Genomic DNA, 21,376 nt, shown 5'->3' on the forward strand with positions numbered 1-21,376 from the left:
TAAAAGTGCTCTAATGATATTTGATAAACATGCCAATTTAAAATATAAGTATGGAAATCGAAAGTTTTGGGCTAGAGGCTACTATGTTAGTACCGTTGGACTGAATGAAAAGACAGTTTCGAAATATATTCGCGAGCAGGAGAAAAATGACATTGCACTTGATAAATTGAGTGTCAAAGAGTATGAAGATCCATTTTCAGATGGCAGTTTTAGAACGAGATAAAAGCCCGTTGTTACGGGCATTAGTCAAGTAATTATAGCACTAACCTGAACGAAGTTCAGCGAACGTCTTTAGACGTCGCTGGAGAGAAACGGCTTATAGCCGGTGTACAAGCCACCCGTTTTCACGGGTGGTTATGACTTTGTACATTATTTTAGAGGTGAATAATGTACATTTTAGTTCTATATTTATTTGCTTAAATCATGTAAAAGCCGTGTTATAATTTAGAAAAGAAAAATTATACTTTTAGGATGACAACATATGAGCAGTCGTTATAAATACACAGTAGAGTTAAAACCTTCAGAATCAGATATTAAACAAGCTTACTTTGACTACCCTGAATTGAAGGATTTGATAGAAAATTCTTCATATGATAATGGTGGTTTCTATATTCTGAATAACAATAAGATGTTTGATGATGATAAATGGCCTAGTATTTGTCAGCATAAAATTATCTTGGACGAAATACAAAATATTGAAATTAAAACAATAGAGGTATTGTTGTCTAAACGGTTTAATAAAAACAAAGATAATTCTGAAGCTACCGAGACTCATAAGAATAAAAAAGGGAATTATTTAGAGTGGACAACTAAACCTAATAATGTGTATGGCAAACAAGAAATAGACATTGATTGTGCAGTGTGTCCCAGTGAGGATATTTTTAATCGAGGACATTTAATAGCAGATTCAATTATTGGTTATTGTGACGAATTTGATTACCGTAAACGGGAAAACTTTGTTATGATCACTAATTGGTGTAATCGAGCCAATACTAATCACAAAACTAGGAAAGCTTGTGGTATGTTCTATTTTGAGAATGTTGTACTTAATACATTAGAAAAAGGAATTGATGTTGAATATAGAGTTACGCCTATCTTTAAAAAGAATTCAGAAGGGGCAGAGCAAGAATTTGAATACCTTCCTAGAGGTGTTATTTTAGAAGCTAGAACGTCAAATAAAGAAGCGTTTGAAGTAGAAGATGATTATGTTATCATGAATGAATTTAATGTCTTTATCCCAAATGCTCAAAAAGGTTTAGACATCAATTATAAAACCGGTTCAATAAAAGCCACCTCATCCTTAACTGAAGCAAATGCAAGACCTGACGACCCCCATTAAAAAATTACATGAACATATTATAAAGGACGTATTATCAACTATTGCAACATATCCTAAAGTAGCAGAACAAGCTAATCTATCAAGAATAGCAGCTACTACAGGCGTGTTGAAAAATAAAGAAACTGCACAACTTCCAAAGAAAATAGATAGAATGGCATGGCACTGTGAAAATTGCTACTGAACGATTCAAGGAATATAATACAGCTTGTAAAAATTGCATTCGAGATAATAATAGTGTACTTTCTATACGACCTGAAATACTAAATTACATTGATTTCAATGCGGAAGACATTAACACAATTGAGACCCTCTTACGAGAAACTCTGATGAATGCTAAGCGAGTGTTCCGATATAAGTGTCCTACATGTCGTTTATGCTGGAAAGACTACGTGGATAGTCTTAAATTAGAAGTCAAAGAGGATGGAACATTATATGCCATAAAGGCTGCAACGAAAATCTTCAAAAACTTCGTTATAGAGATGTCTATCCTTCACTAGAATCAATCTATCATGTAAAAAATAAAATAAACTTTGACGACTTAACGCTTTTAGAAAATATAACCATTCATCGCAAGTGGCAATATAACAAATGCGAAGTTGAATTTAGCCTATCTATTGATAAATTATTAAACAGAATTTCAAGAACAGGGAGCTATTGTATCCAGTGTAATGCGACATTTGATTCATTGTTGCCCAAAACTAAAGACACTTCTCCATTAACATTTTTACACAAAGAACACCTAGATGAATGGTCTATATCAAATTTCATACAGAGTAATCAAGTCGATGCCTTAACAAATGTTGGGGTGATTTGGAATTGTAACAATTGCAAAGGTGAGTACAATTGCTCTCCGATTGAAAAATTAAGTACTCCGTGTCCCTATTGTGATAATAAACAAATGTTAAAAGGTTTTAATGCTTTGCTAGAAAAATTTCCCCAATTCGAAGTATTCTGGGATGATAAAAACCCAAACACATTTGGGGATTATTGGCAATATTCAAAAGAAACACTTTCTTGGATTTGTCCTTGTTGTAATATTTCATTTTTATCCAGTCCCGCAGCAATAGTTGCGAGAATAAATCCAAAGGGTTTTAATAACTTAACATGTCCAAATTTCTGCGATTGGAGCTCATTTATTTTTAAAAGCATGGTTTTTTCCGAAAAGCCAATCATGTTGCAAGAATGGAGCCCTAAAAATGAAATTGCTCCCGAAAAAGCACTCCACCATATAGAAACAAAAAAATATATTTGGAATTGTTCAAACTGTCACGGAGAATATATGTCTTCAATTCCGATTAGAAAAGAAGTTGAAGTTGCATGTCCGTATTGTCGTATGGAGAAACTAAAACTAGATTTCAACAGTATCGGACAAATGTATCCCGAAATAGCATCTTACTGGGGTTCAACCAATGAAAAGTCACCTTTTGACTATTTACCTAATAAATCAAATCGTACTCGCTGTTATATTGTCTGTCCTGAATGTACCCTAGAGTATCAATTATCTTTGAGAGGGTTACTTGATGCATATAATTATTACAGCTTAAAAGGATTAAGTAAAATATGCCTTTTTTGTACACAAAAACTCCCAATTCCAGGCGTGAACTCACTTGACATTCTAAAACCATATTTAATTGAAGAATGGAGTTCAAACAATAAAAAAGGGATGGGCGAATACTTTGCTACAAGTAATCAGATAGTGGAATGGAGCTGTCGAAACTGCAAAAATCTATACAAAGCGTGTATCAACGAAAGATATGAAAACGATAATGCATGTCCATACTGTACAGGGGCAGAAATTCTACGAGGTTTCAATGACTTACAAACGTTATATCCTCATCTAGAAAAAGAATGGTCTGCGAAAAATAAATTAAAATGTACTGAGTATTTGCCAACAAGCAATTACAAGGCTATCTGGAATTGTAACGAATGCAAAAACGAATACAAGGCAAATATTTGTAACAGAATTAAACCTAACTTTGAGTGTCCATTTTGTTCAGGAAAAATTATTCTTCCCTTAGTAGATACGGAACATAATCTTTTAAAAGAATGGGATTATTTAAATAACATCTTACTTGCAGATCCAAAAACATTGACTAAACATTCGAAGATAAAAGTGTGGTGGATCTGTAAAAACAATGAAGAACATAGATATATGTTTCCAATCAATAAAAGAATATTGTATGAACATAGAAATAAAGAAACATGCTCAATTTGTAAAGGATTAAGAAGAAAAAGAGAGCATTTTATTCAATATAAAAAATAAAGCAGGTCAAATTTGACTTGCTTTTTTAAATAGAAAATTAGTTTAAAAAGTTCACCCAAAAAGTGATTTTTAAAATTTTCAAATGTAGATTTTTTAAAAATATCCAGAATTCGAAAATTTTAGTTTTCAGTGAAATAATGTAGATTTATCAACAAAATATGGAATTGTTTATTTTGAGTTTACTGTGAAATAATGTAGATTTTTGAAATTTTGGGCGTGAAAAAAATTTCTAGTTATATAGCAATTCTTTGGTTATATTAAAAATATCCCTACATACTTCTTTCCGAAAAACTATAATTTTCTTGAAACTTATACAAGTTTATGCTATACTACTCATATAGCAAAAATCAGGAGAAAATGATGAGACGCGAGTTATTATTGGAAAAAATTGATCAGCTGAAGGAAATTATGCCTTGGTATGTTTTGGAATATTATCAGTCCAAGTTGTCTGTGCCTTACAGTTTTACAACCTTGTACGAATACTTGAAAGAATACCGTCGATTTTTTGAGTGGCTACAGGATTCAGATTTGGTAGCTGTCGAACGAATTGCTGACATTCCGCTGGATGTTCTGGAACATCTGACCAAGAAAGATATGGAGGCTTTTATTCTTTATCTGCGGGAGCGTCCCTTGCTGAACGCCAATACTACGCAGAATGGTGTGTCGCAGACCACCATTAATCGTACCCTGTCGGCCCTTTCTAGCCTCTTCAAGTATTTAACCGAAGAAGTGGAAAATGAGCAGGGCGAGCCCTACTTCTACCGCAATGTCATGAAGAAGGTGTCCACCAAGAAGAAGAAGGAAACTTTGGCAGCGCGGGCGGAGAACATCAAGCAAAAGCTCTTTTTGGGCGATGAAACGATGGAGTTCTTGGACTATGTCGATAAAGAATATCAGGTAAAGTTATCCAAACGTGCCCTCTCATCCTTCCAGAAAAATAAGGAGCGGGATTTGGCGATTCTGGCACTTCTCTTGGCTTCTGGCGTCCGTCTGTCAGAAGCGGTAAATTTGGATCTTCGAGATGTAAACCTCAATATGATGATTATCGAAGTAACCCGTAAGGGTGGTAAGCGGGACTCGGTTAATGTGGCTGGGTTTGCTAAGCCCTATCTGGAAGCCTATATGAGCATTCGTCAGCAACGTTACAGGGCTGAAAAAACGGATACAGCCTTCTTCCTATCCGAATACCGTGGTCTGCCCAATCGTATCGACGCTTCTTCTATCGAAAAAATGGTTGCGAAATATTCTGCGGACTTCAAGATACGTGTGACACCCCACAAACTCCGTCACACGCTGGCAACACGGCTCTACGATGCCACCAAGTCGCAAGTTCTGGTCAGTCATCAGCTAGGACACGCCAATACCCAGGTCACCGACCTCTACACTCATATCGTCAACGATGAGCAGAAAAATGCTCTGGATCAATTATGATGTTGCATAATTTTAATTATGTAAACAAAATATTAAAAGAGCTGGAATCAAATCCAACTCCACTACTAAAAGTTTGTGTCAACATCTCAGCGCAGTGGTTGATTGGCTTTAACAGTCTGGGAGACTGTTAAAGGTGGGAGATAGGATTTGCTTCGCAAATCTCAGCACTTCGTGTTTCACACTCCAAATCCGACCTATACGACTGAAGCGAACAGAGTTCGCCTTATTTCCAACCTCCAACAGTCACTACTCTGACTGTTGGAGCTATGCAGGGGTGGGGATACGAACTCCTTTTTATTTGTCGAGTTCTTCCCCACTCCCACTCCTTTTTCCATTAAATCAATTCTTTCAATTTTTCCTGATTGACTGCTGGGTACTGGTCCAAAAAGGCTGAGAGGGTGCGTAAAACAACAGGTATATGCCCAGTCTGGTCATTCTCCACCTGCAGGACTAAAAGTGGCTCATGAAGGCTCATACGGAACAAGAACCAGCCGTCACCATAAGGCTCAGTCAGGTCAAACCGCACTCCTTCTTCGTTTTCTGGGTTAAAAGCAAAGCCTTCGAGACTGGTTTGGCGGAGATCAGCAATCACCTGTTCACCCAGTACGCGATAATCTTCTGCTTCTAGTTTGAACCGCACTTCTTGGGTTTCAAGCGGTTGTTTGAGCTGGGCAATCAAGTCGTCCAAAGACTTGCCTTCCGCTTGCAGTTTTGGTAAGAGCATGAGAATCTTAGCCGCCACATAGGTTCCGTCATCAAGAAAGTAATTTTCCTTAAAGGCAGCGTGTCCTGAGGTTTCGATAGCCAACTGGCAATCAACTCCCTCTTGGTTTGCTAAAATAGCACGGTTAATCACGTTGCGATAGCCTGAAATATAGCGAATTTGTTTGCCGCCCAGGCTTTCTATAAAGACCTTAAGGTGTTCAGTTGTTGGAGAATTGGTCACAATGCTGGTTCCTGGATGTTCAGCTAGGACAATCTGGCTGAGAATAGCAATCAGGTTGTTACGGTTGAGAATTTCTCCTGACTTGGTGACCAGGGCAGCACGGTCAACGTCGGTATCAAAGATAATACCAAGATCTGCCCCTTGCTTCAAGACGGCCTGGCGAATGCTTTCCATAGCTTCCTTGTTATCAGGGTTTGGAACATGGTTTGGGAAGGTTCCGTCTGGGTCTAGGAATTGCGAGCCTGTGGTGTCTGCTCCCAATTCTGCCAACACTTTCTCAGCAAAAAATCCGCCTGCACCATTTCCAGCATCGACAATGATATTAAGACCTGTCAGTGGTTTTTCTTGTCCACCACAGGCGGTACGAATTTTACCAACCAAGTCTTGGGCATAAGGCGTAATCAGGTCTGCACTGGTGACACTTCCAAGGGAAAAAGCTAGCAAGTCTTCACTATGCGACAGGATGAAGTCAATATCTTCATGTTCTGCTCCGCCATTTTCCGAAAAAATCTTAATGCCGTTGAAGTAATAGGGCAGATGGCTGGCAGTGATCATGACACCAGCATGGCACTTGAACTGAGGATACTGGGTGCTCATGAAGAGGGCTGGCGTGGTGGCCATGCCAAAGTCAATCAGCTGAACCCCCAGACGAACGGCTTCTTCTGTAAATGCTTCGACCAAATCTGGACCGCTGAGGCGGCTGTCTCGACCGATACCGATGGTCAATTGGCCTTTTTGATAGGCCTGCGCCAGTTCTGGCTTCTGAGTTAGCCAATGAATAAGTCCGCGAACCACTTCCTTGGTGGCTTGTGGAGTGAGATTGACAGCATATTCGTTTGTAGCGATGGCAATGCCACGAATATCTGATCCATTTTGCAAGATGTGATGATGGGACATAGTAACCTCCTAATCGTCGTTTAGTTTATCTTTTATTACGTCGTTAACTCGCTTTGCCGTACTCCAGTACTGCCTGCAGCTCGTTGCCTAGTACTAAAAGCAAACTAAATGACTTTATCAGTTATTCTAGTATAGCATAATTTCAAAACGCTTTCAAAACGAAAAAGCACAGCTTTTACTGTACTTTAGTGATGCTTACAGTTGTCCCAGCTTCCAATTGACTTTCCACGGAAATAGCTAGTTCCAACTGATTCAAGACCCGCTTGGTCAGATACAAGCCAAATCCTGTCGCTTTTTGGTGTTCACGGCCATTAAAACCTGTAAAACCTTCGTCAAACAGGCGTGGAATGTCTTCTGCCAGTATCCCAATTCCCGTATCGGAAATGGAAATTCCTTCATTCAATTCAATGGCCACCTTGCCCCCAGTCTTATTGTACTTGAGGGCGTTGTCGATTATCTGTGACAGGGCAAAACTAAGCCACTTTCTGTCGGTTTTCAGTAGCCAATTTCCATTGATGGTCACTGAAATGTCCTTTTGCAAGAACTGATTGCGGTATTTTTTGACCAAATCGACCACCACTTCTCTTACTTCCACCTGCTCAAAACGAAAATCACTGGCATGATTGGTCAGCTTGAGGTAGTTGAGGAGATTAGCCATGTAATTATCCAAGCGCAAGAGCTGATGATCGACATCCTGCTGGTTGAGATTGTCAGTCTGGCTCATCAAAGACAGGGCAGCCAGAGGCACTTTCATTTGGTGGGACCACATTTTGACCATAGCTTGTAGGTCTTCTTCACGTGACTTATAGACCAAAAGCTGCTCCCGCGTCGCCTCCTTCTCTGCCTCAATCAAGTTGAGATAGGCCAAGTCTACAGGCTTATTAAGCAGGGGCAGAGCTTCTTCATGGACATAGTCTTCCAAGGCTCTCATGCGGTTGCGAAACTTCCAGAAAAGGCCCACTGTCAGTAGGATTAAGAGGGTTAGGGACAATAGCAGAGCGTTTTGCAGGAATTCGGTGGGCAGTTGATAGAGAAAGAAAAGCAAGATAAAACTAGTAGCCAGAACAATGTAGGAGAAGTAAAAACTCCGGTATTCACGGATAAATTTTGCTATCATTTGACCAAGTACCCCACGCCACGAACCGTATGGATACGGTCAAATCCCACTTCACTCACCTTCTTACGCAGACGAGTCATGTTGACATTGAGCGTATTCTGGTCGATAAATTCTTCATTTTCCCAGAGTTTTTCCAAGAGTTCATCCTTGCTGACAATCTGCCCTTGTCGTTCTAGTAAAGCTGATAAAATCTTGGTTTCCGTAGGAGACAATTGAACCTGTTCCGATTCGTTTGAAAATCGCCCGTCCAAACTAAGCTGGAATTGGTCGATAGACAAGTCCGTTGTTTTGCTGAATTGATTAACCCGACGCAGAAAGGCACCGATTTTGGCATCCAAAATTCCTAGTGAAAATGGCTTGGATACAAAATCATCGCCACCCATGTTCATAGCCATGACCGCATTCATCTCATCATCGCTAGAGGAGATAAAGATAATGGGCATGGTCATGGTTTTACGGATTTCTGTCGTCCAGTAAAAACCGTTATAATAGGGGAGGCTAATGTCCATCAGCACCAAGTCTGGTTTGATTTCTGCCACTTCCTGACTGACAGCCCGGAAATTCTGCACACTTTCTACCTGATAAGATTTTCCCAAATGCTGCTTCAAGAGTTGGACGATCATCTCATCATCTTCAACAATATAAATCTTCTCTTTTTTCATCATTTTCATTCTGCAAAAGCCAGGACACAGGTTTTGGCTTTCTTATATACTTCCATTTCTCATTTTTAGACTTGTAGCTGTCACTTTGTCATCTTCGATGCTGACGATAACCCTGTAATTGCCGATACGGTAGCGCCATTGGCCAGAACGATTGGCAGTTAAGGCTTTTCCGTATTGTCTAGGGTTGTCAGTCACATGACTGGACAGGTAGTTGGTAATCTGCTTTTGAGTAAATTTATCCAGCTTTTTCAACTGTTTAATAAAACGACTGGTTGGTACGAGTTTATAACAAGTCTTCATTCGTCAATCCCAACTCTTCCAACATTTCCTCCCAGCTAATCGGCTCAATTCCTTTTGCTAAGTCTGCTTGGTATTCTGCCCAAGCAATATCTGCCACACGGGCGTCGTACTCATCTTCAAGGGCTTCAAGGGTTTTAGTCCGAATGAGTTCTGACAAGCTGACACCTTCAAACTTTGCCATAGCCTGCATAAAGAGCTTGTCCTGCTCAGAAACTTTCAATGTGATAGCTGCCATTTTTCTTACCTCTTATAGTATTCCTTTGGTATTACCATTGTAACACCATTTCCCTGAAAAAGCAAGAAATCTCGCACAAGGCGAGACTTCTGCTACCGTTCAATAATGCGGTAATAGGTGCGACTGGTCCACTTGTAAATGACAAAGTAAATCAGAGCGACTGCCAGTAGGGTAATTCCGCTGACGGTATAAATCATAAGCGAAGAGGTGACACCTAAGGTCAATAGCATTTGCTTAAGCATAACAAGAGAAATCACGAAATGCAAGGTCGCCATAGCTAGTGGCATAAAGAAGACCGTAAGTGTTTGCGAGTTAATGGTCTTTTTGACTGCTGTTGCACTCATGCCCACTTCTTGTAGAATCTTGTAGGATTTCTTGTCTTCATGCCCTTCCGAGTACTGCTTGTAGTAGATAATCAAGGCTGCACCCAGTAGGAAACTAATTCCCAGCAAGAAACCTGTAAAGAGGAAACCGCCTCTAAAGCCCATCAGTAAATTGTTGAAATCGGATTTTTGCATAGCATATCCTAGGAATTCTCCGTTTGCATCGTTGATATTATAAGAGTCCCCAGTTTGCTCACCAATTGAAGTAACCTCTTCATCAGTCAAGTCGGTAAAGACACGGTAGTCCAGGCTAACCTGATAGCCTTGCGGATTATTGGACTCATAATACTCACGAACACTATTCAATACAGTGTCATCACTGACTACCATAACGGCGGCATTTAGCGTATTGGTGATGTCTGGGAAAATAGCCTGGTCAAGATTGGCTACATTCTCAAAGGTATGATCGCCCAAAACAAGCTTCTTCAGCAATGGTTTTTCACTCGGACGCATAAAGGCAACTTGATTGGCAGCCAGCTCTGGCAGGTCATTGCCCAACTTCCTGAAATCATCTTGGGTGATGAAGTAGGTAAAGGCCATCTTGCTAAAGTTTGGATTGGCAATAGTCTCTGGACTAATGACAATCTCTTTATTGGCAATAGTCTCTGGACTAATGACAATCTCTTTCCCACCATCATAGACCAGACCAGCTTGGTAGGTCAGGTAGGACAGACTATCTTCCGCTTTTTCTGGAAAATGGCTGAGCACCGATTGCTGATAGGCACTTTCACCCTGACTTCTATCCGCAACTTTGTAGGTAATAGATGTTTCCTTTGGATAAAGACCACTTGTCATGCTTGACATGCCAGTATAAAGTGAAGTCGTTGTTGCAATGGTCACAAAGGCCATGACCGCAAGTAACGTAATATTGGCCAAACCCGTTGCGTGCTGCTTCATCCGAAAAATCATCTGCGAGGTGGTAATGAAATGCTCTGGCGTATAGAAATACCGCTTGTTTTTCCGACGAGCCTTCAAATACCAAGTCATAAAACTGATGTAGAACAGATAGGTCCCCGCAATGACAAAGAGCACAGCGATAAAGAACCGAAAGATAAGAGCTACACCTTCTGCTTTAGATGAAAGTGATAGGTAGTATCCAATACCCAGTCCCACTACACCAAGAGCAGCTAGAAGAACATTGCCTTTTGGCTCCTTCTCTCCTTTTTCACTAGCTCGGAACAAAATCAGTGGACTGGTCTTGCCAATGGTCCGAATAGCTAGCAATTCCAAGAGAAAGAAGATACCAGCAAAGAGAAAGGCGGTCATGGCAAATGCCAGAGGTGAAATACTAAAGTGTAAGTCACTATAATTGGTCAAATTCACAAAAATCAAGTAGAGAACATTGGCAAACAAACCAGCTAAGACAGAACCAAGAACCACAACTAGCAAGAAAATCATTATCAATTCGAGGCTGGCTATCAAGGCTACTTTTTTCTTGTTCATCCCCAGCATGTTATAGAGACCAAATTCTCTCGCCCGTTGTTTCATCAAGAAATTAAAACTATAAATCTCAATAATGACCGAGAAAATGGTCAGAACAACAACACCAAGACCGATAGAAACGGCACCAGAGCCCATGGTCTTCATAACTGGACTCAGCATGAGCAAGAACATGGAACAAATCAGAGTAAATAGCACAAGACTGGCTAAAACAAAGGGAGCAAAAACACCCATGGATTTTCGGATATTTTGCCCAGCAAGTTTGAGGTAAAACATCTACTCACCCCCTAAAAGTGCAGACATGTTGAGCGAAATCTCCTTGGCAAAGTCTTGATTGCTCTTACCTGCCTTGTACAATTGGTGGAAAATCCGACCATCCTTGATAAAGAGTACTCGCTTAGCATGACTAGCTGCGTTGGCTGAGTGGGTCACCATGAGAATGGTTTGTCCATCTAAGTTGATGTCCTCAAACAAATTCAGCAAGTCCTCCGAATTGCGGTAATCTAGGGCAGCCGTCGGCTCATCCGCTAGGACAATTTGTGGCTGTGTAATCAAACTACGGGCAATGGCCACGCGCTGCTTTTGTCCACCAGATAGTTCAAAAGGACGTTTTTTCAGCAAATCTTGAATCCGCAGTTTTGGCGCCAAGATTTTTAACCGTTTTTCCATTTCTTCATGGCTAGTACGGGCCAATACCAGAGGTAAAAAGATATTGTCTTGGATGGACAGGGTGTCCAAGAGATTAAAATCTTGGAAGACAAAGCCTAGGTTGCGCAAACGGAAATCCGCCAGCTTGCTTTCCTTGATTTTGGTGATGTCTTGATTGTTTAAGATAACAGAGCCCCTCGTCGGCTTGTCCAAGGTTGCTAGAATGTTGAGCAAAGTCGTCTTACCAGAACCACTTTCCCCCATGATAGCGATAAACTCGCCCTCCTCTACCTTAAAATCCACATCTTGCAAGGCACGAGTTTCCTCTTTTGAAAAGCGCGTGCGGTAAACTTTTTCTAAATGATTGATTTCTAATAACATATAAACTCCTAATTGTTTTCTTTGGATAAATCAACTGTATCAAGTAATGCTTGATAGTCGATTCGGTCTGATTCAGCAATATTATCTTCTAAATCCACCTTATAATAACCATCCTGGACACCGATGGCCCAGTCATTGCTGGATGTTACATAGAGATTATTCAAGGATACTGTCTGTTTCACTCCCCCTTCTTCTTTGACAACAGGCCAATCCATAAACTTGACTTCTACTTCTTGAATACTATCTTCGGAAACTTCCTGTTTGCTAACGGCATAGTCTTTTCCCTTGTAATGAAAGGTTTGATAGCCCTCATCAAAGCTAAGGCTTGCTGAAGAGGAAGAACAAGCAGTTAGCATTATACTGCCCAAAGCCAGCAAGCCAAATACTTTCTTTTTCATAGTTTCCTCCCTCTAGTATGCCATAAATCGCATACTTTGCAAATCATGGGCGAGCTCTTCCAAGAATGCAGCTTGTTCCATGAGTTCAATCTTCTCTTTATCAGAGAATACCTTTTCTTCTATTCTCTTTGCTTGTAAAAATTTGAATGACATATGATTTCCTTCTTTCTATTTCTTATGAGTCTATTATAGAAAATATTCTATCTGCCTTCTCTTACAATTCTGACCTAAAAACTTACAAGATTGTAAGGTTAGATAAAATAGGCAATGGTTGCCAGTAGCCACAAGTGTAGCGGATAGAAAATGTAAAAGAAATAGCGTGAAAATGCTGTGCGGGGCCCTGCTTGTCCATTATAAAGACTAAGAATTGGCAAGACCAAGATAAATAACCAGTCAGCATTGTAGAGCATCATCTGGACAGTCATTTCAATACTTTCATAAGGCTGATAGGACAAAAATAGCAAGAATAGGGCAAATAACCCGTAGAACAAGTTGCGTTTGAATAGTGACTTACGACCTAAATAGGTGATGAGGATGAAGGGCAAGACCACCGTGCCACCTTCTGTGAACAAAGCTCCTAAGATTGTCAATAAACCTGCCAGCATGACTTGAACGATTTGTTGCTTTCTACTATGTTCAGCAATATTTCTAAGACAAACCAACATGGTTAGACCAACTGCTAGGGTCATAAAAATATTATTGCTGATGTAAATCTCTTTTGACTGGTAAAGATTGTTTAGCAGAGTATTGCCAAGAGCCATGATTCCTGCTGCGCCATACAGCCGTAACAAATAGGCTTTGATATTTCTCGTATGAAGATAGCCTTCAACCAACATATAGGCAAAGAAAACTGCTACACAGCGAGTTATCATGTGAAAGACCAAGCTAAGTTGGTCTGGGATAAATCCAGGGATGATATCCAGATGATCTAGCACCATCAAGCCAGCCATAACGAGTTTCAGTTGATAAGCATTGTAAGATTTCAAGATAACCTCCTTCTAGTACATCCAGTTGCGGTGCAACAATTCATGTTCGAGCTCAAATAAAAATTGGGCTTCTTTTTCTTGCTCTTCTGGCTGTTTGCTTGCTTGTGATTTATCAAACATTTGCTTGGCTTGTAAAAATTTGAATGACATGTGTTTTCCTTCTTTCTGTTTCTTATGAGTCTATTATAGGAAATATTCCTCCTGTACTCTCTTACAGTTCTGATTAAAAAACTTACAAGATTGTAAGGAAAGAAAAAAGACACCACTTCTGGCATCTTTCAATCTATTCTATTTTGTCTCCCCGATAAAGGCAATCATATCGTCTAATTCTTCCTTGCTTTCCGTCACAAGAAGATATGCGTCATTCCCTTGCAGCTCTGCAAAGGCATCTGGCATGCGTTTGACGGTCTTAATCTTCCCAGCGAATTTCTGATGGATATCATCTGCTGAGTGAACATAGTCAGTCGTGTCACGGCGCGTCGCTACCAAGCAGTATTGAGGTTCAAAGCGACGTTCTTCAACTGTTCCACCTGTCACTACATTGGCATAATTACGGAAAAGGTCGATAGAATGCGCATAGTTGTAAGCTTCTACAGTGAAGCCACCTGCCATACGGTTATTGTACTCAATCGCAATATAATCCTTACCATCTTTGAAAAATTCAATGTGGAAGAAACGCTCTTTCATACCGAAGGCTTTGATAATCGCGCGACCATATTTTACTAATTTTGGATCTAGTTCTTTCTCGATGTAGTAAGCATTATCTTTTCTAGATAACATTAGCTCCAGCGGAGTATGAACATAGGTTAGACCTGTTTCAAAAACAACATTTCCCTGGCTATCAACCAATCCATCATAGGTTGTAATAATGCTTGAATTGACAAATTTCTCAAAGAAATAATCCGTTTGACCATCCCAGGCTTCTTTAAAGGTTTCTAGGTCAGCTTTTTTAGTTAATTTAAAGGTACCGGATGCCCCAACACCGTTGTCAGGCTTGGCAATCATTGGGAAGCCAATTGTCTTAACAGCCTTATCAATGTCTTTCTCCGATTTGACAACCATACCTGGAACTACAGGAACACCTGCTTTGGAGAAATATTTCTTCATCTCAGACTTGAATTTTGTCTTCTTCAGGTGTTTTGGTTTGGCTCCGAAGATATTAAATTGTTCACGAAGAGCCGCATCATTTTCAAGCCAATGTTCATTGTGAGATTCTACACGGTCAATAGGGCCGTGCTTGTAAATCAAGAAAGCAGCTGCACGCTTGACTTCATCCAAGTTTTCAAGATTCTCAACACGGAAGTATTCTGTTAAGGCATTACGAAGTTCTTCAGGCAATTGATCGTACGGTTCTTGCCCGATACCTAGAACCGTAACGCCTTCTTTTTTAGCCAATTCAATGGTGAATGGTTGAAAATTTTCTGGATAAAAAGGTGAAATAACGAGATAATTCATAGGTAGTCCTTTCTAGCTTATAGTCCGATAGAATGAAGGAAGAATGGCATTTGCTTTCTCCACCACACCCAGTCGTGGGCCACATCTGTACCCCATGTATCAAACCAAGCAGGAATATTTTTTTCTTCAAACGCACGTTTTAGGTTGAAGAATGAATCCAGACCATCTTGTTCCCAATCGCCTAGACCGGTACATACAATAATATCCGCTTGGCGGTATTTATCAATAAACCAGCCGTCGTTTTGGTTCCAGATATAGTCAGATGGTGAGTTCTGATAAACAACATCGTCATTGCCATAGTCTTGATTGTTGTTGAAGAAACGAGCATCATAGACACCTGAAAGGGCGATGACTTTTGTGAAAACATCTGGATGTTGCAGGAAGAAGTTTAAGGCATGGTAGGCTCCCATAGAGCAACCAGTCGTCATCATCCCATCGAACCAGCCTGTTTTATGCTTGATAAATGGAATCGCTTCTTCAATCACATAACGTTCATAGGCACGGTGAGCTTCTGCCTTATCATGAATGGATTTCCAGTCTGCCAACCAGCTTTCTGTATCAAAACTTGTCAGGGTGAAAAACTGAACATGACCTGCTTCAATCGAGCCACGACAAGCTTCAATCATCCCAAAATCAGCATATTCATTATAAGAACCGCCAGATGAGGCAAAGACAACAACAGGAATCCCTGCGTGACCGTAACGATTTAGATTCATTTCTCGGCCAAGATTTCCAGACCAATGACTTAAAAATTCAACGTGCATAGTAAAGCCTCCTATTTATATATTTTTGTTTTATGACCAATGTTCGCTTAGGAATCGTAGGCAAGCTGGCAAATAGAGCGCCCAAGCCTCCTCATTGTGAACAGCTCCCGAAACAACTTCTAAGGTTATGTTGTCCAATTTAACACCGCCAGCAATCAACTGTCGATAATAGCTTAAAGACGAATTAATATAGGCTTGTTTGATATTGCCAGCCATCAGCGTTTTATCTGTATCATCTGCTTCTTCTGTCCCAACATAGATGTAGACACGTTGATCTGAATCCAATTGTTGACGTTCAATATAACGGTCGAAAGCATCTTGATGAAGCCAGTTGGCAGATGAAAAGACACCCAGACAGCCAATCTGGTTCTGATAAGCCAATCCCATAAACTGGGTAATATTGCCTCCCAACGATGAGCCAATCATTGCAGTGTGAACTTTATCAGATTTTGTCCGGTATTCTTGATCAATAAATGGTTTGACGACATCCATCACAAATTCGGCATACAAGGTTCCCTTACCACCGAACTGCACGCCAGGAATCCCCATCTCACTAAACTTCCAAGCAGCGTATTCATGCATGCGATCAGCACCATCATTATCAATAGCCACTACGATCATTTTTGCAATGTCTGGATTACGCTTAATAGTTGGGATGACTTTCCATGAATGACCTGAAAAAGCTTCCTTACTGTAGAGTACATTCTGCCCATCGTGGAAATAGACAACGGGATAGGTCTCTTCTGTATTTTCAGCATATCCTTTCGGCAATAAAACACGGACTCGACGTTTTCTTCCTGTAAATGGTACATCTAATTCATGAGTTCTCATGTCCAAATAAAAGTAAGACTTATTCATATCTATCTCTTCCTTACGTATTTTAAGTATTATATCATAGTTTTTCTGGAATATTCAGAAAATTTAGTTATTTATTTGTAATTTTCGGATTTTCCGAACATAGTCAGTTAATGTCACAGAATTTTCTCATACATTTGGCGGTAATGATCCAATTCTTTTTCTTCTTGTTGTGTGATGTCTTCAATAATATCTAGCAAAATGGTACCTTTATCTCGTTTCCAGGTTGCCACAAATCGTCCTTTATAAAATACAACAGGTTTGACAATACCCGTCAAAGTATAGATATTACGGATGTATTTAGGATTAAAAAAGGGATTAGCTTTCTTTTCATAACCTAGCAAAAGTTGGTCAAATCCTGCAATGAAGAGGCAGTCAGGCAGTTCTGCTTCTTCTAATTCTCCAAGATAAAAGCGTTCTTCTCCTGCTACTTCAACGGTTTTCAGGTCTAATTGCTTCATCCATTTTAGGACCGTAGATTTATTTTCCTTGAAATAGTAACGGGCATCAGCTAGGCTGACAGGTCCAAAACCTGAAAAATACCTTCGAGCGATTTCCAGCTCTGCTTTTTCCCGAGAAAGTGGCTGAAAGTCTGTCAGACGATGAAAACGCTTAGCACCGTACTCTTGATAGACTTCTCCACGCTCGACCATGTAGCGAAAGAGGCCGCCCCAGGCGTTAAAGACCAGCTTCTCCTCTTCTTGTGTCATCTTTTCCCCACGGCAAAGGACCTTGAGAGCCTCACGAGTCATAGGACCTTGTTCAAGGGCTTCTAAAATCAGCTGGTGGTACTTCTGCTTGGTCTGAGGGCTAAACCCGTCCCGTCCTTCTGTTTTTAAGTATTCGGTGCTGGCCAGCCGCCCCTCGTGGATATAGAGGGGAATTTCCGACTTGAGATAGGCATGGACCGTTCGCCGAATGGACCACTGGCGTGTCAACTCCTCCTGCCAGCTACCCTCATGAAAATCCTCCGCTGTCATACGGTTACGAAATCCGACATGAACATAGGGCTGAAACTGAGCCTGCAAACCATTGAGATTTTGGCAGATTTGCTGAACAGACTGGGGTTTTAACAGACCTTGTTTCTGTAGAATAATTCCCTTCCAAGTATCGTGGTGCATCGTATTTCTCCTCCGCTTTTCTAATCCCAGTATAACACAAAAGACACCCGAAGGTGTCTGATGATAGTCTAAATATCTTAGTAAGCCAAAAACTCTTCCAAGTCCTTAAGGGAACGCTCTGCTATTGCCTCGTAACGCTCCTTCTTGTCGCGGATACGCGGTCCGTCCAGCTCCTTGATGATACCAAAGTTGACATTCATAGGCTGGAAGTGCTTGCTTTCGGTATGGGTGATGTAGAATGGCAGAGCTCCGATAGCTGTGGTCTGTGGGAAGATGACTGGGTCTTCGCCACGGAAACGGCGAACAGCATTGATACCAGCCACTAAACCAGAGGCGGCAGACTCGACATAGCCTTCTACTCCTGTCATTTGACCTGCAAAGAAAAGATTTGGATTTTTCTTGGTCGCAAAGGTCTGTTCCAATAAGTTTGGCGAATCCATGTAGGAATTGCGGTGCATAACGCCGTAGCGGACAAACTCCGCATTTTCAAGTCCTGGAATCATCTGGAAGACCCGCTTCTGCTCCCCCCACTTGAGATGGGTCTGGAAGCCGACAATGTTGTAGAGGCTACCTGCTGCGTTGTCCTGACGGAGCTGAACAACTGCGTACGGTGTCTTGTAATCGCCGTCACGAGGTCCCTTGTAATCTTCTGGGTATTCTAGACCAACTGGCTTCATTGGGCCATAGAGCATGGTTTTAATGCCACGTTTGGCCATGACCTCAATGGGCATACAGCCTTCAAAGTATTTTTCTTTTTCAAAGGAGTTAAGCGGTGCTTCCTCGGCTGAAATCAAGGCCTCATAGAAAGCGGTGAACTGCTCCTTATTCATCGGAGCATTGAGATAGGCAGCCTCTCCCTTGTCGTAACGGGACTTGAGATAAACCAAGTCCATGTTAATGGTCGAGCTGTCCACAATCGGCGCTGCCGCATCGTAGAAGTAAAAACCGTCGCCACCATTAAGCGCGTGAATCTTCTCCGCCAAGGCGTCAGATGTCAAAGGCCCCGTCGCGATAACTGTAATAGCATCTTCAGGAATCTCTGTAATCTCGCCACGAATGACCTCAATTAGCGGGTGGTTGTGAATCTCATCTGTGACTGCTTGAGAGAAATTTTCACGGTCCATGGCCATAGCACCGCCAGCAGGCACACGGTGGGCCTCGCCAGCTCGCATGATAATGGAATCCAAACGACGCATTTCTTCCTTAAGAAGACCGACAGCGTTGGTCAAACTATCACCACGGAATGAATTGGAACAAACCAACTCAGCAAACTTGTCTGTCTTGTGCTGAGGGGTCGGCTTGACTCCCCGCATCTCGTAAAGTTTGACGGGAATACCACGCTTGGCAATCTGATAAGCAGCTTCTGAGCCAGCCAAGCCAGCTCCGATAACATTAATGTGGGTTTGAGACATGAAACTAATACCTCTAGCCAGAAGATCTGACTACTGTTTGGGAATACCCCAAAACAGAACCTTTCTAAATTTTATACCTATCTAGTATACCAGAAAATGGCTAGAAAAGACAAAACTACCTTCATTGAAATGAAAGTAGTTTCACCTTTTTTACATAATATATTTTATGTATATCCTTTACTGTTCTATCGCTTATTTACAATAGCTCCGCTATATCTCCAACAACCTCAAAGTTCCAACCAAGTCCCCTATAAGAGTCGATTTCTTCCTGACTATACGGGAAAGTATTCAGCAAAATGGAATCCATTCCCAATTCATGAGCAATAGCTATATCGGATGTCAAATCATTACCAATCATAACCGTTTCCTCAATATCAAGATTATTTTCCTCTAAAACCAGTTGAAGAAATGCTGGTTCAGGCTTCTTCATCTTAAAGTCGGAAGAGATATAAATTTTTTCCATCAAATCAGCACAACCTGTCTGTTCAATTTCTGCCTGAGTAAAAATTCGTTGAGCATTGGAGAGAATAAATAATCGCGCTTCTCTATCCTTTAATGTCTGTAGACTAGTTAGGGTATTTTCATAAGCTTCTAACTTTTCACGTGAAAGTACGCGGAAAATCGCGGCTACTACTTGTCCAAAAGTCTCTAAATCAGTCGGTTTATTGGTACTTTGGTTTTCATTTGGTGCATCCGTTAATAGGCGAATGAAGATTGTTTCTAAATCAATTTCAACATACTGATGACTCACTGTTTCCGCGAGAGATCTCTCTGCCTCTTCTACAAAACGATGATAGGCATTTTTCAACTGGCGCGGCCGATAGGAACAACCAAAAGCATTGTAAATCTGTGTTAGCTGATTCCAGACCTCTAGTTTATTCTCATCTGTACGAATATCAACCAATGTACCATAAAAATCGAAGATATAGTTTTTGTAACTTTTCATGTCTTTCTCCTAATCTTTAGACAGCATTTTTTATATTATACCCCACAACGAAAACGTTTGCAACAATAGAACGAAAAAACCTACCACATTAAGTGATAGGTTTTTATTTTGATTGGAAACTCTATTATTTAAGAGTAACTGAAGCGCCTGCTTCTTCCAATTTAGCTTTGATTTCTTCAGCTTCTGCAGTTGCAACGCCTTCTTTAACCATAGCTGGTGCACCGTCAACAAGCTCTTTAGCTTCTTTAAGACCAAGACCAGTGATTTCACGTACAACTTTGATAACGCCAACTTTTTTGTCGCCAGCAGATGTCAATTCAACGTCGAATGAATCTTTAGCTTCTTCAGCAGCACCACCAGCTGCAGCAACAGCTACAGGAGCAGCTGCAGTTACACCAAATTCTTCTTCGATAGCTTTAACAAGGTCGTTAAGCTCAAGGATAGTAGCTTCTTTAATTTCAGCAATAATGTTTTCAATGTTCAATGCCATTGTGATTTTCCTCCAATTTAGGTTTTTAAATAGTTTGTAGCACTAAGCAGCTACGCTCTGACGCATTAAGCTGCGTCTTCTTTTTCTGCAACAGCTTTGACAGCGTATGCAACGTTGCGAACTGGCGCTTGAAGTACAGAAAGCAACATAGAAAGCATGCCTTCGCGGTTTGGCAATGTAGCAAGTGCTTCGATTTCTTCTTTAGAAGAAACTTTACCTTCTACAGCTCCACCTTTGATTTCAAGAGCATCAGCAGTTTTCGCGAAATCATAAATTGTTTTAGCTGGAGCAACTGCATCATTTGAGAATGCAACTGCAGATGGACCTACAAACAATTCTGCAAGACCTTCAAGACCAGCTTGCTCAGCAGCACGACGCAAGATTGAGTTTTTGATAACTTTGTACTCAACTTCTGCACCACGCAAGTTACGACGAAGAACTGTATCTTGTTCTACTGTCAAACCACGAGCGTCTACAACAACGATAGATGTTGCAGCTTTCATTTGCTCAGCAACGGCATTTACTAATTCCGCTTTTTTAGCGATAATAGCTTCACTCATTTTTTTACCTCCGTTTTTATTTTGGGCTAGGCACAAAAAAATCGCACCTAAACCTAGACACGAAAGTACAAATACGTTTATCTCAATAATCGTTTTGTGCCTCGGTAGGATGTTTATGAGTCCAGCTCCCCTACTGTCTTAGGTCAGTTTTTTCAAACCTCAATTATTATAACACAGTATTTTCAATAATGCAAGACTTTTATCCTATTTTCTAAAATTTTTTTAAACAGTAAATTCCCAAAGTAAGTTCTAGTCTGTCTTAAAAACTGGAAACTAGAATGAGACAAAGAAATAAGGTAGAACTTACTATGGGACAAGTTGGTAACCGACAATGAAAAACAAACACT

Annotated in this window: 23 protein-coding genes and 1 other annotated feature; of the genes, 4 read left to right on the plus strand and 19 right to left on the minus strand. The window is 40.7% G+C overall.

Annotation, left to right across the window (positions count from 1 at the left end):
- The 4 genes from ODU46_RS09630 to xerS form a co-directional block, all read left to right on the plus strand.
- Nucleotides 1-223, plus strand: a 223-nt coding sequence (locus ODU46_RS09630; RefSeq protein ID WP_398579553.1) for a transposase, incomplete at its 5' end; no start/stop codon positions are given.
- 258 nt (nucleotides 224-481) lie between these two features.
- Nucleotides 482-1,339 carry a DNA/RNA non-specific endonuclease gene (locus tag ODU46_RS09635; protein ID WP_114866482.1) on the plus strand — a complete coding sequence of 286 codons (858 nt, stop codon included), beginning with the start codon at nucleotides 482-484 and terminating at the stop codon, nucleotides 1,337-1,339.
- Between the two features lie 898 nt (nucleotides 1,340-2,237).
- Entirely contained in the window at nucleotides 2,238-3,602 is a 1,365-nt protein-coding gene (locus ODU46_RS09640) for a zinc-ribbon domain-containing protein (protein WP_398579554.1), read from the plus strand.
- A 360-nt stretch (nucleotides 3,603-3,962) separates the two neighbouring features.
- The gene (gene xerS / locus ODU46_RS09645) at nucleotides 3,963-5,033 is read left to right on the plus strand and encodes a tyrosine recombinase XerS (RefSeq protein ID WP_398579555.1); all 1,071 of its coding nucleotides are present in this window, start codon (nucleotides 3,963-3,965) and stop codon (nucleotides 5,031-5,033) included.
- 334 nt (nucleotides 5,034-5,367) lie between these two features.
- Here xerS and ODU46_RS09650 read toward each other — a convergent pair whose 3' ends face one another.
- The 19 genes from ODU46_RS09650 to rplJ all read right to left on the minus strand — a co-directional run bounded on the left by ODU46_RS09650 (nucleotide 5,368) and on the right by rplJ (nucleotide 21,029).
- Nucleotides 5,368-6,876, minus strand: a complete 1,509-nt coding sequence (locus tag ODU46_RS09650; protein WP_398579556.1) for a phosphomannomutase/phosphoglucomutase — start codon at nucleotides 6,874-6,876, stop codon at nucleotides 5,368-5,370.
- 175 nt (nucleotides 6,877-7,051) lie between these two features.
- On the minus strand, nucleotides 7,052-7,993 hold the full coding sequence (locus tag ODU46_RS09655) for a sensor histidine kinase (RefSeq protein WP_398579557.1): 942 nt from the start codon (nucleotides 7,991-7,993) through the stop codon (nucleotides 7,052-7,054).
- On the minus strand, nucleotides 7,990-8,658 hold the full coding sequence (locus tag ODU46_RS09660) for a response regulator transcription factor (protein ID WP_024415807.1): 669 nt from the start codon (nucleotides 8,656-8,658) through the stop codon (nucleotides 7,990-7,992). Before ODU46_RS09660 ends, ODU46_RS09655 begins: the two co-directional genes overlap by 4 nt.
- A 39-nt stretch (nucleotides 8,659-8,697) precedes the next feature.
- The gene (locus tag ODU46_RS09665; RefSeq protein ID WP_024415808.1) at nucleotides 8,698-8,955 is read right to left on the minus strand and encodes a type II toxin-antitoxin system RelE/ParE family toxin; all 258 of its coding nucleotides are present in this window, start codon (nucleotides 8,953-8,955) and stop codon (nucleotides 8,698-8,700) included.
- The gene (gene relB, locus ODU46_RS09670; RefSeq protein ID WP_398579558.1) at nucleotides 8,939-9,190 is read right to left on the minus strand and encodes a type II toxin-antitoxin system RelB family antitoxin; all 252 of its coding nucleotides are present in this window, start codon (nucleotides 9,188-9,190) and stop codon (nucleotides 8,939-8,941) included. The genes ODU46_RS09665 and relB overlap by 17 nt, the downstream gene beginning before the upstream one ends.
- Nucleotides 9,191-9,282: 92 nt before the next feature.
- On the minus strand, nucleotides 9,283-11,289 hold the full coding sequence (locus ODU46_RS09675; protein ID WP_398579559.1) for an ABC transporter permease: 2,007 nt from the start codon (nucleotides 11,287-11,289) through the stop codon (nucleotides 9,283-9,285).
- Nucleotides 11,290-12,042, minus strand: coding sequence for an ABC transporter ATP-binding protein (locus tag ODU46_RS09680; RefSeq protein WP_024392149.1), 753 nt, complete (start codon nucleotides 12,040-12,042; stop codon nucleotides 11,290-11,292).
- An 8-nt stretch (nucleotides 12,043-12,050) separates the two neighbouring features.
- Nucleotides 12,051-12,440 (minus strand): NisI/SpaI family lantibiotic immunity lipoprotein, encoded by a 390-nt coding sequence (locus ODU46_RS09685; RefSeq protein WP_141590996.1) that lies wholly within the window; start codon nucleotides 12,438-12,440, stop codon nucleotides 12,051-12,053.
- A 12-nt stretch (nucleotides 12,441-12,452) separates the two neighbouring features.
- Nucleotides 12,453-12,593: a hypothetical protein gene (locus ODU46_RS09690; RefSeq protein WP_248042801.1), complete on the minus strand. Its 141-nt coding sequence runs from the start codon at nucleotides 12,591-12,593 to the stop codon at nucleotides 12,453-12,455.
- A 98-nt stretch (nucleotides 12,594-12,691) separates the two neighbouring features.
- Entirely contained in the window at nucleotides 12,692-13,426 is a 735-nt protein-coding gene (locus ODU46_RS09695; RefSeq protein ID WP_398579560.1) for a TraX family protein, read from the minus strand.
- A gap of 12 nt (nucleotides 13,427-13,438) precedes the next feature.
- Nucleotides 13,439-13,576: a hypothetical protein gene (locus ODU46_RS09700; RefSeq protein ID WP_336381209.1), complete on the minus strand. Its 138-nt coding sequence runs from the start codon at nucleotides 13,574-13,576 to the stop codon at nucleotides 13,439-13,441.
- Between the two features lie 138 nt (nucleotides 13,577-13,714).
- The gene (locus tag ODU46_RS09705; protein ID WP_398579561.1) at nucleotides 13,715-14,881 is read right to left on the minus strand and encodes an acetyl-CoA carboxylase biotin carboxylase subunit family protein; all 1,167 of its coding nucleotides are present in this window, start codon (nucleotides 14,879-14,881) and stop codon (nucleotides 13,715-13,717) included.
- A gap of 17 nt (nucleotides 14,882-14,898) precedes the next feature.
- Nucleotides 14,899-15,645 carry an esterase family protein gene (locus ODU46_RS09710; RefSeq protein WP_398579562.1) on the minus strand — a complete coding sequence of 249 codons (747 nt, stop codon included), beginning with the start codon at nucleotides 15,643-15,645 and terminating at the stop codon, nucleotides 14,899-14,901.
- A 30-nt stretch (nucleotides 15,646-15,675) separates the two neighbouring features.
- Nucleotides 15,676-16,503 carry an alpha/beta hydrolase gene (locus tag ODU46_RS09715; RefSeq protein ID WP_024385230.1) on the minus strand — a complete coding sequence of 276 codons (828 nt, stop codon included), beginning with the start codon at nucleotides 16,501-16,503 and terminating at the stop codon, nucleotides 15,676-15,678.
- Nucleotides 16,504-16,616: 113 nt separating this feature from the next.
- The gene (locus ODU46_RS09720) at nucleotides 16,617-17,621 is read right to left on the minus strand and encodes a DNA glycosylase AlkZ-like family protein (protein ID WP_398579563.1); all 1,005 of its coding nucleotides are present in this window, start codon (nucleotides 17,619-17,621) and stop codon (nucleotides 16,617-16,619) included.
- A gap of 77 nt (nucleotides 17,622-17,698) precedes the next feature.
- Entirely contained in the window at nucleotides 17,699-19,033 is a 1,335-nt protein-coding gene (gene trmFO, locus ODU46_RS09725) for a methylenetetrahydrofolate--tRNA-(uracil(54)-C(5))-methyltransferase (FADH(2)-oxidizing) TrmFO (RefSeq protein ID WP_398579564.1), read from the minus strand.
- Between the two features lie 196 nt (nucleotides 19,034-19,229).
- Complete coding sequence (locus tag ODU46_RS09730; RefSeq protein ID WP_205041170.1) at nucleotides 19,230-19,979, minus strand: HAD family hydrolase; 750 nt, start codon at nucleotides 19,977-19,979, stop codon at nucleotides 19,230-19,232.
- A gap of 124 nt (nucleotides 19,980-20,103) precedes the next feature.
- Entirely contained in the window at nucleotides 20,104-20,469 is a 366-nt protein-coding gene (gene rplL / locus ODU46_RS09735; protein ID WP_002936483.1) for a 50S ribosomal protein L7/L12, read from the minus strand.
- Nucleotides 20,470-20,534: 65 nt separating this feature from the next.
- Nucleotides 20,535-21,029: a 50S ribosomal protein L10 gene (rplJ, locus tag ODU46_RS09740; protein ID WP_002936486.1), complete on the minus strand. Its 495-nt coding sequence runs from the start codon at nucleotides 21,027-21,029 to the stop codon at nucleotides 20,535-20,537.
- A 26-nt stretch (nucleotides 21,030-21,055) separates the two neighbouring features.
- Nucleotides 21,056-21,190: a sequence feature (ribosomal protein L10 leader region), on the minus strand.
- Nucleotides 21,191-21,376: the final 186 nt, after the last annotated feature.

The organism is Streptococcus sp. 2020WUSS089, from assembly GCF_044427405.1.
Lineage (GTDB): Bacteria > Bacillota > Bacilli > Lactobacillales > Streptococcaceae > Streptococcus > Streptococcus hashimotonensis.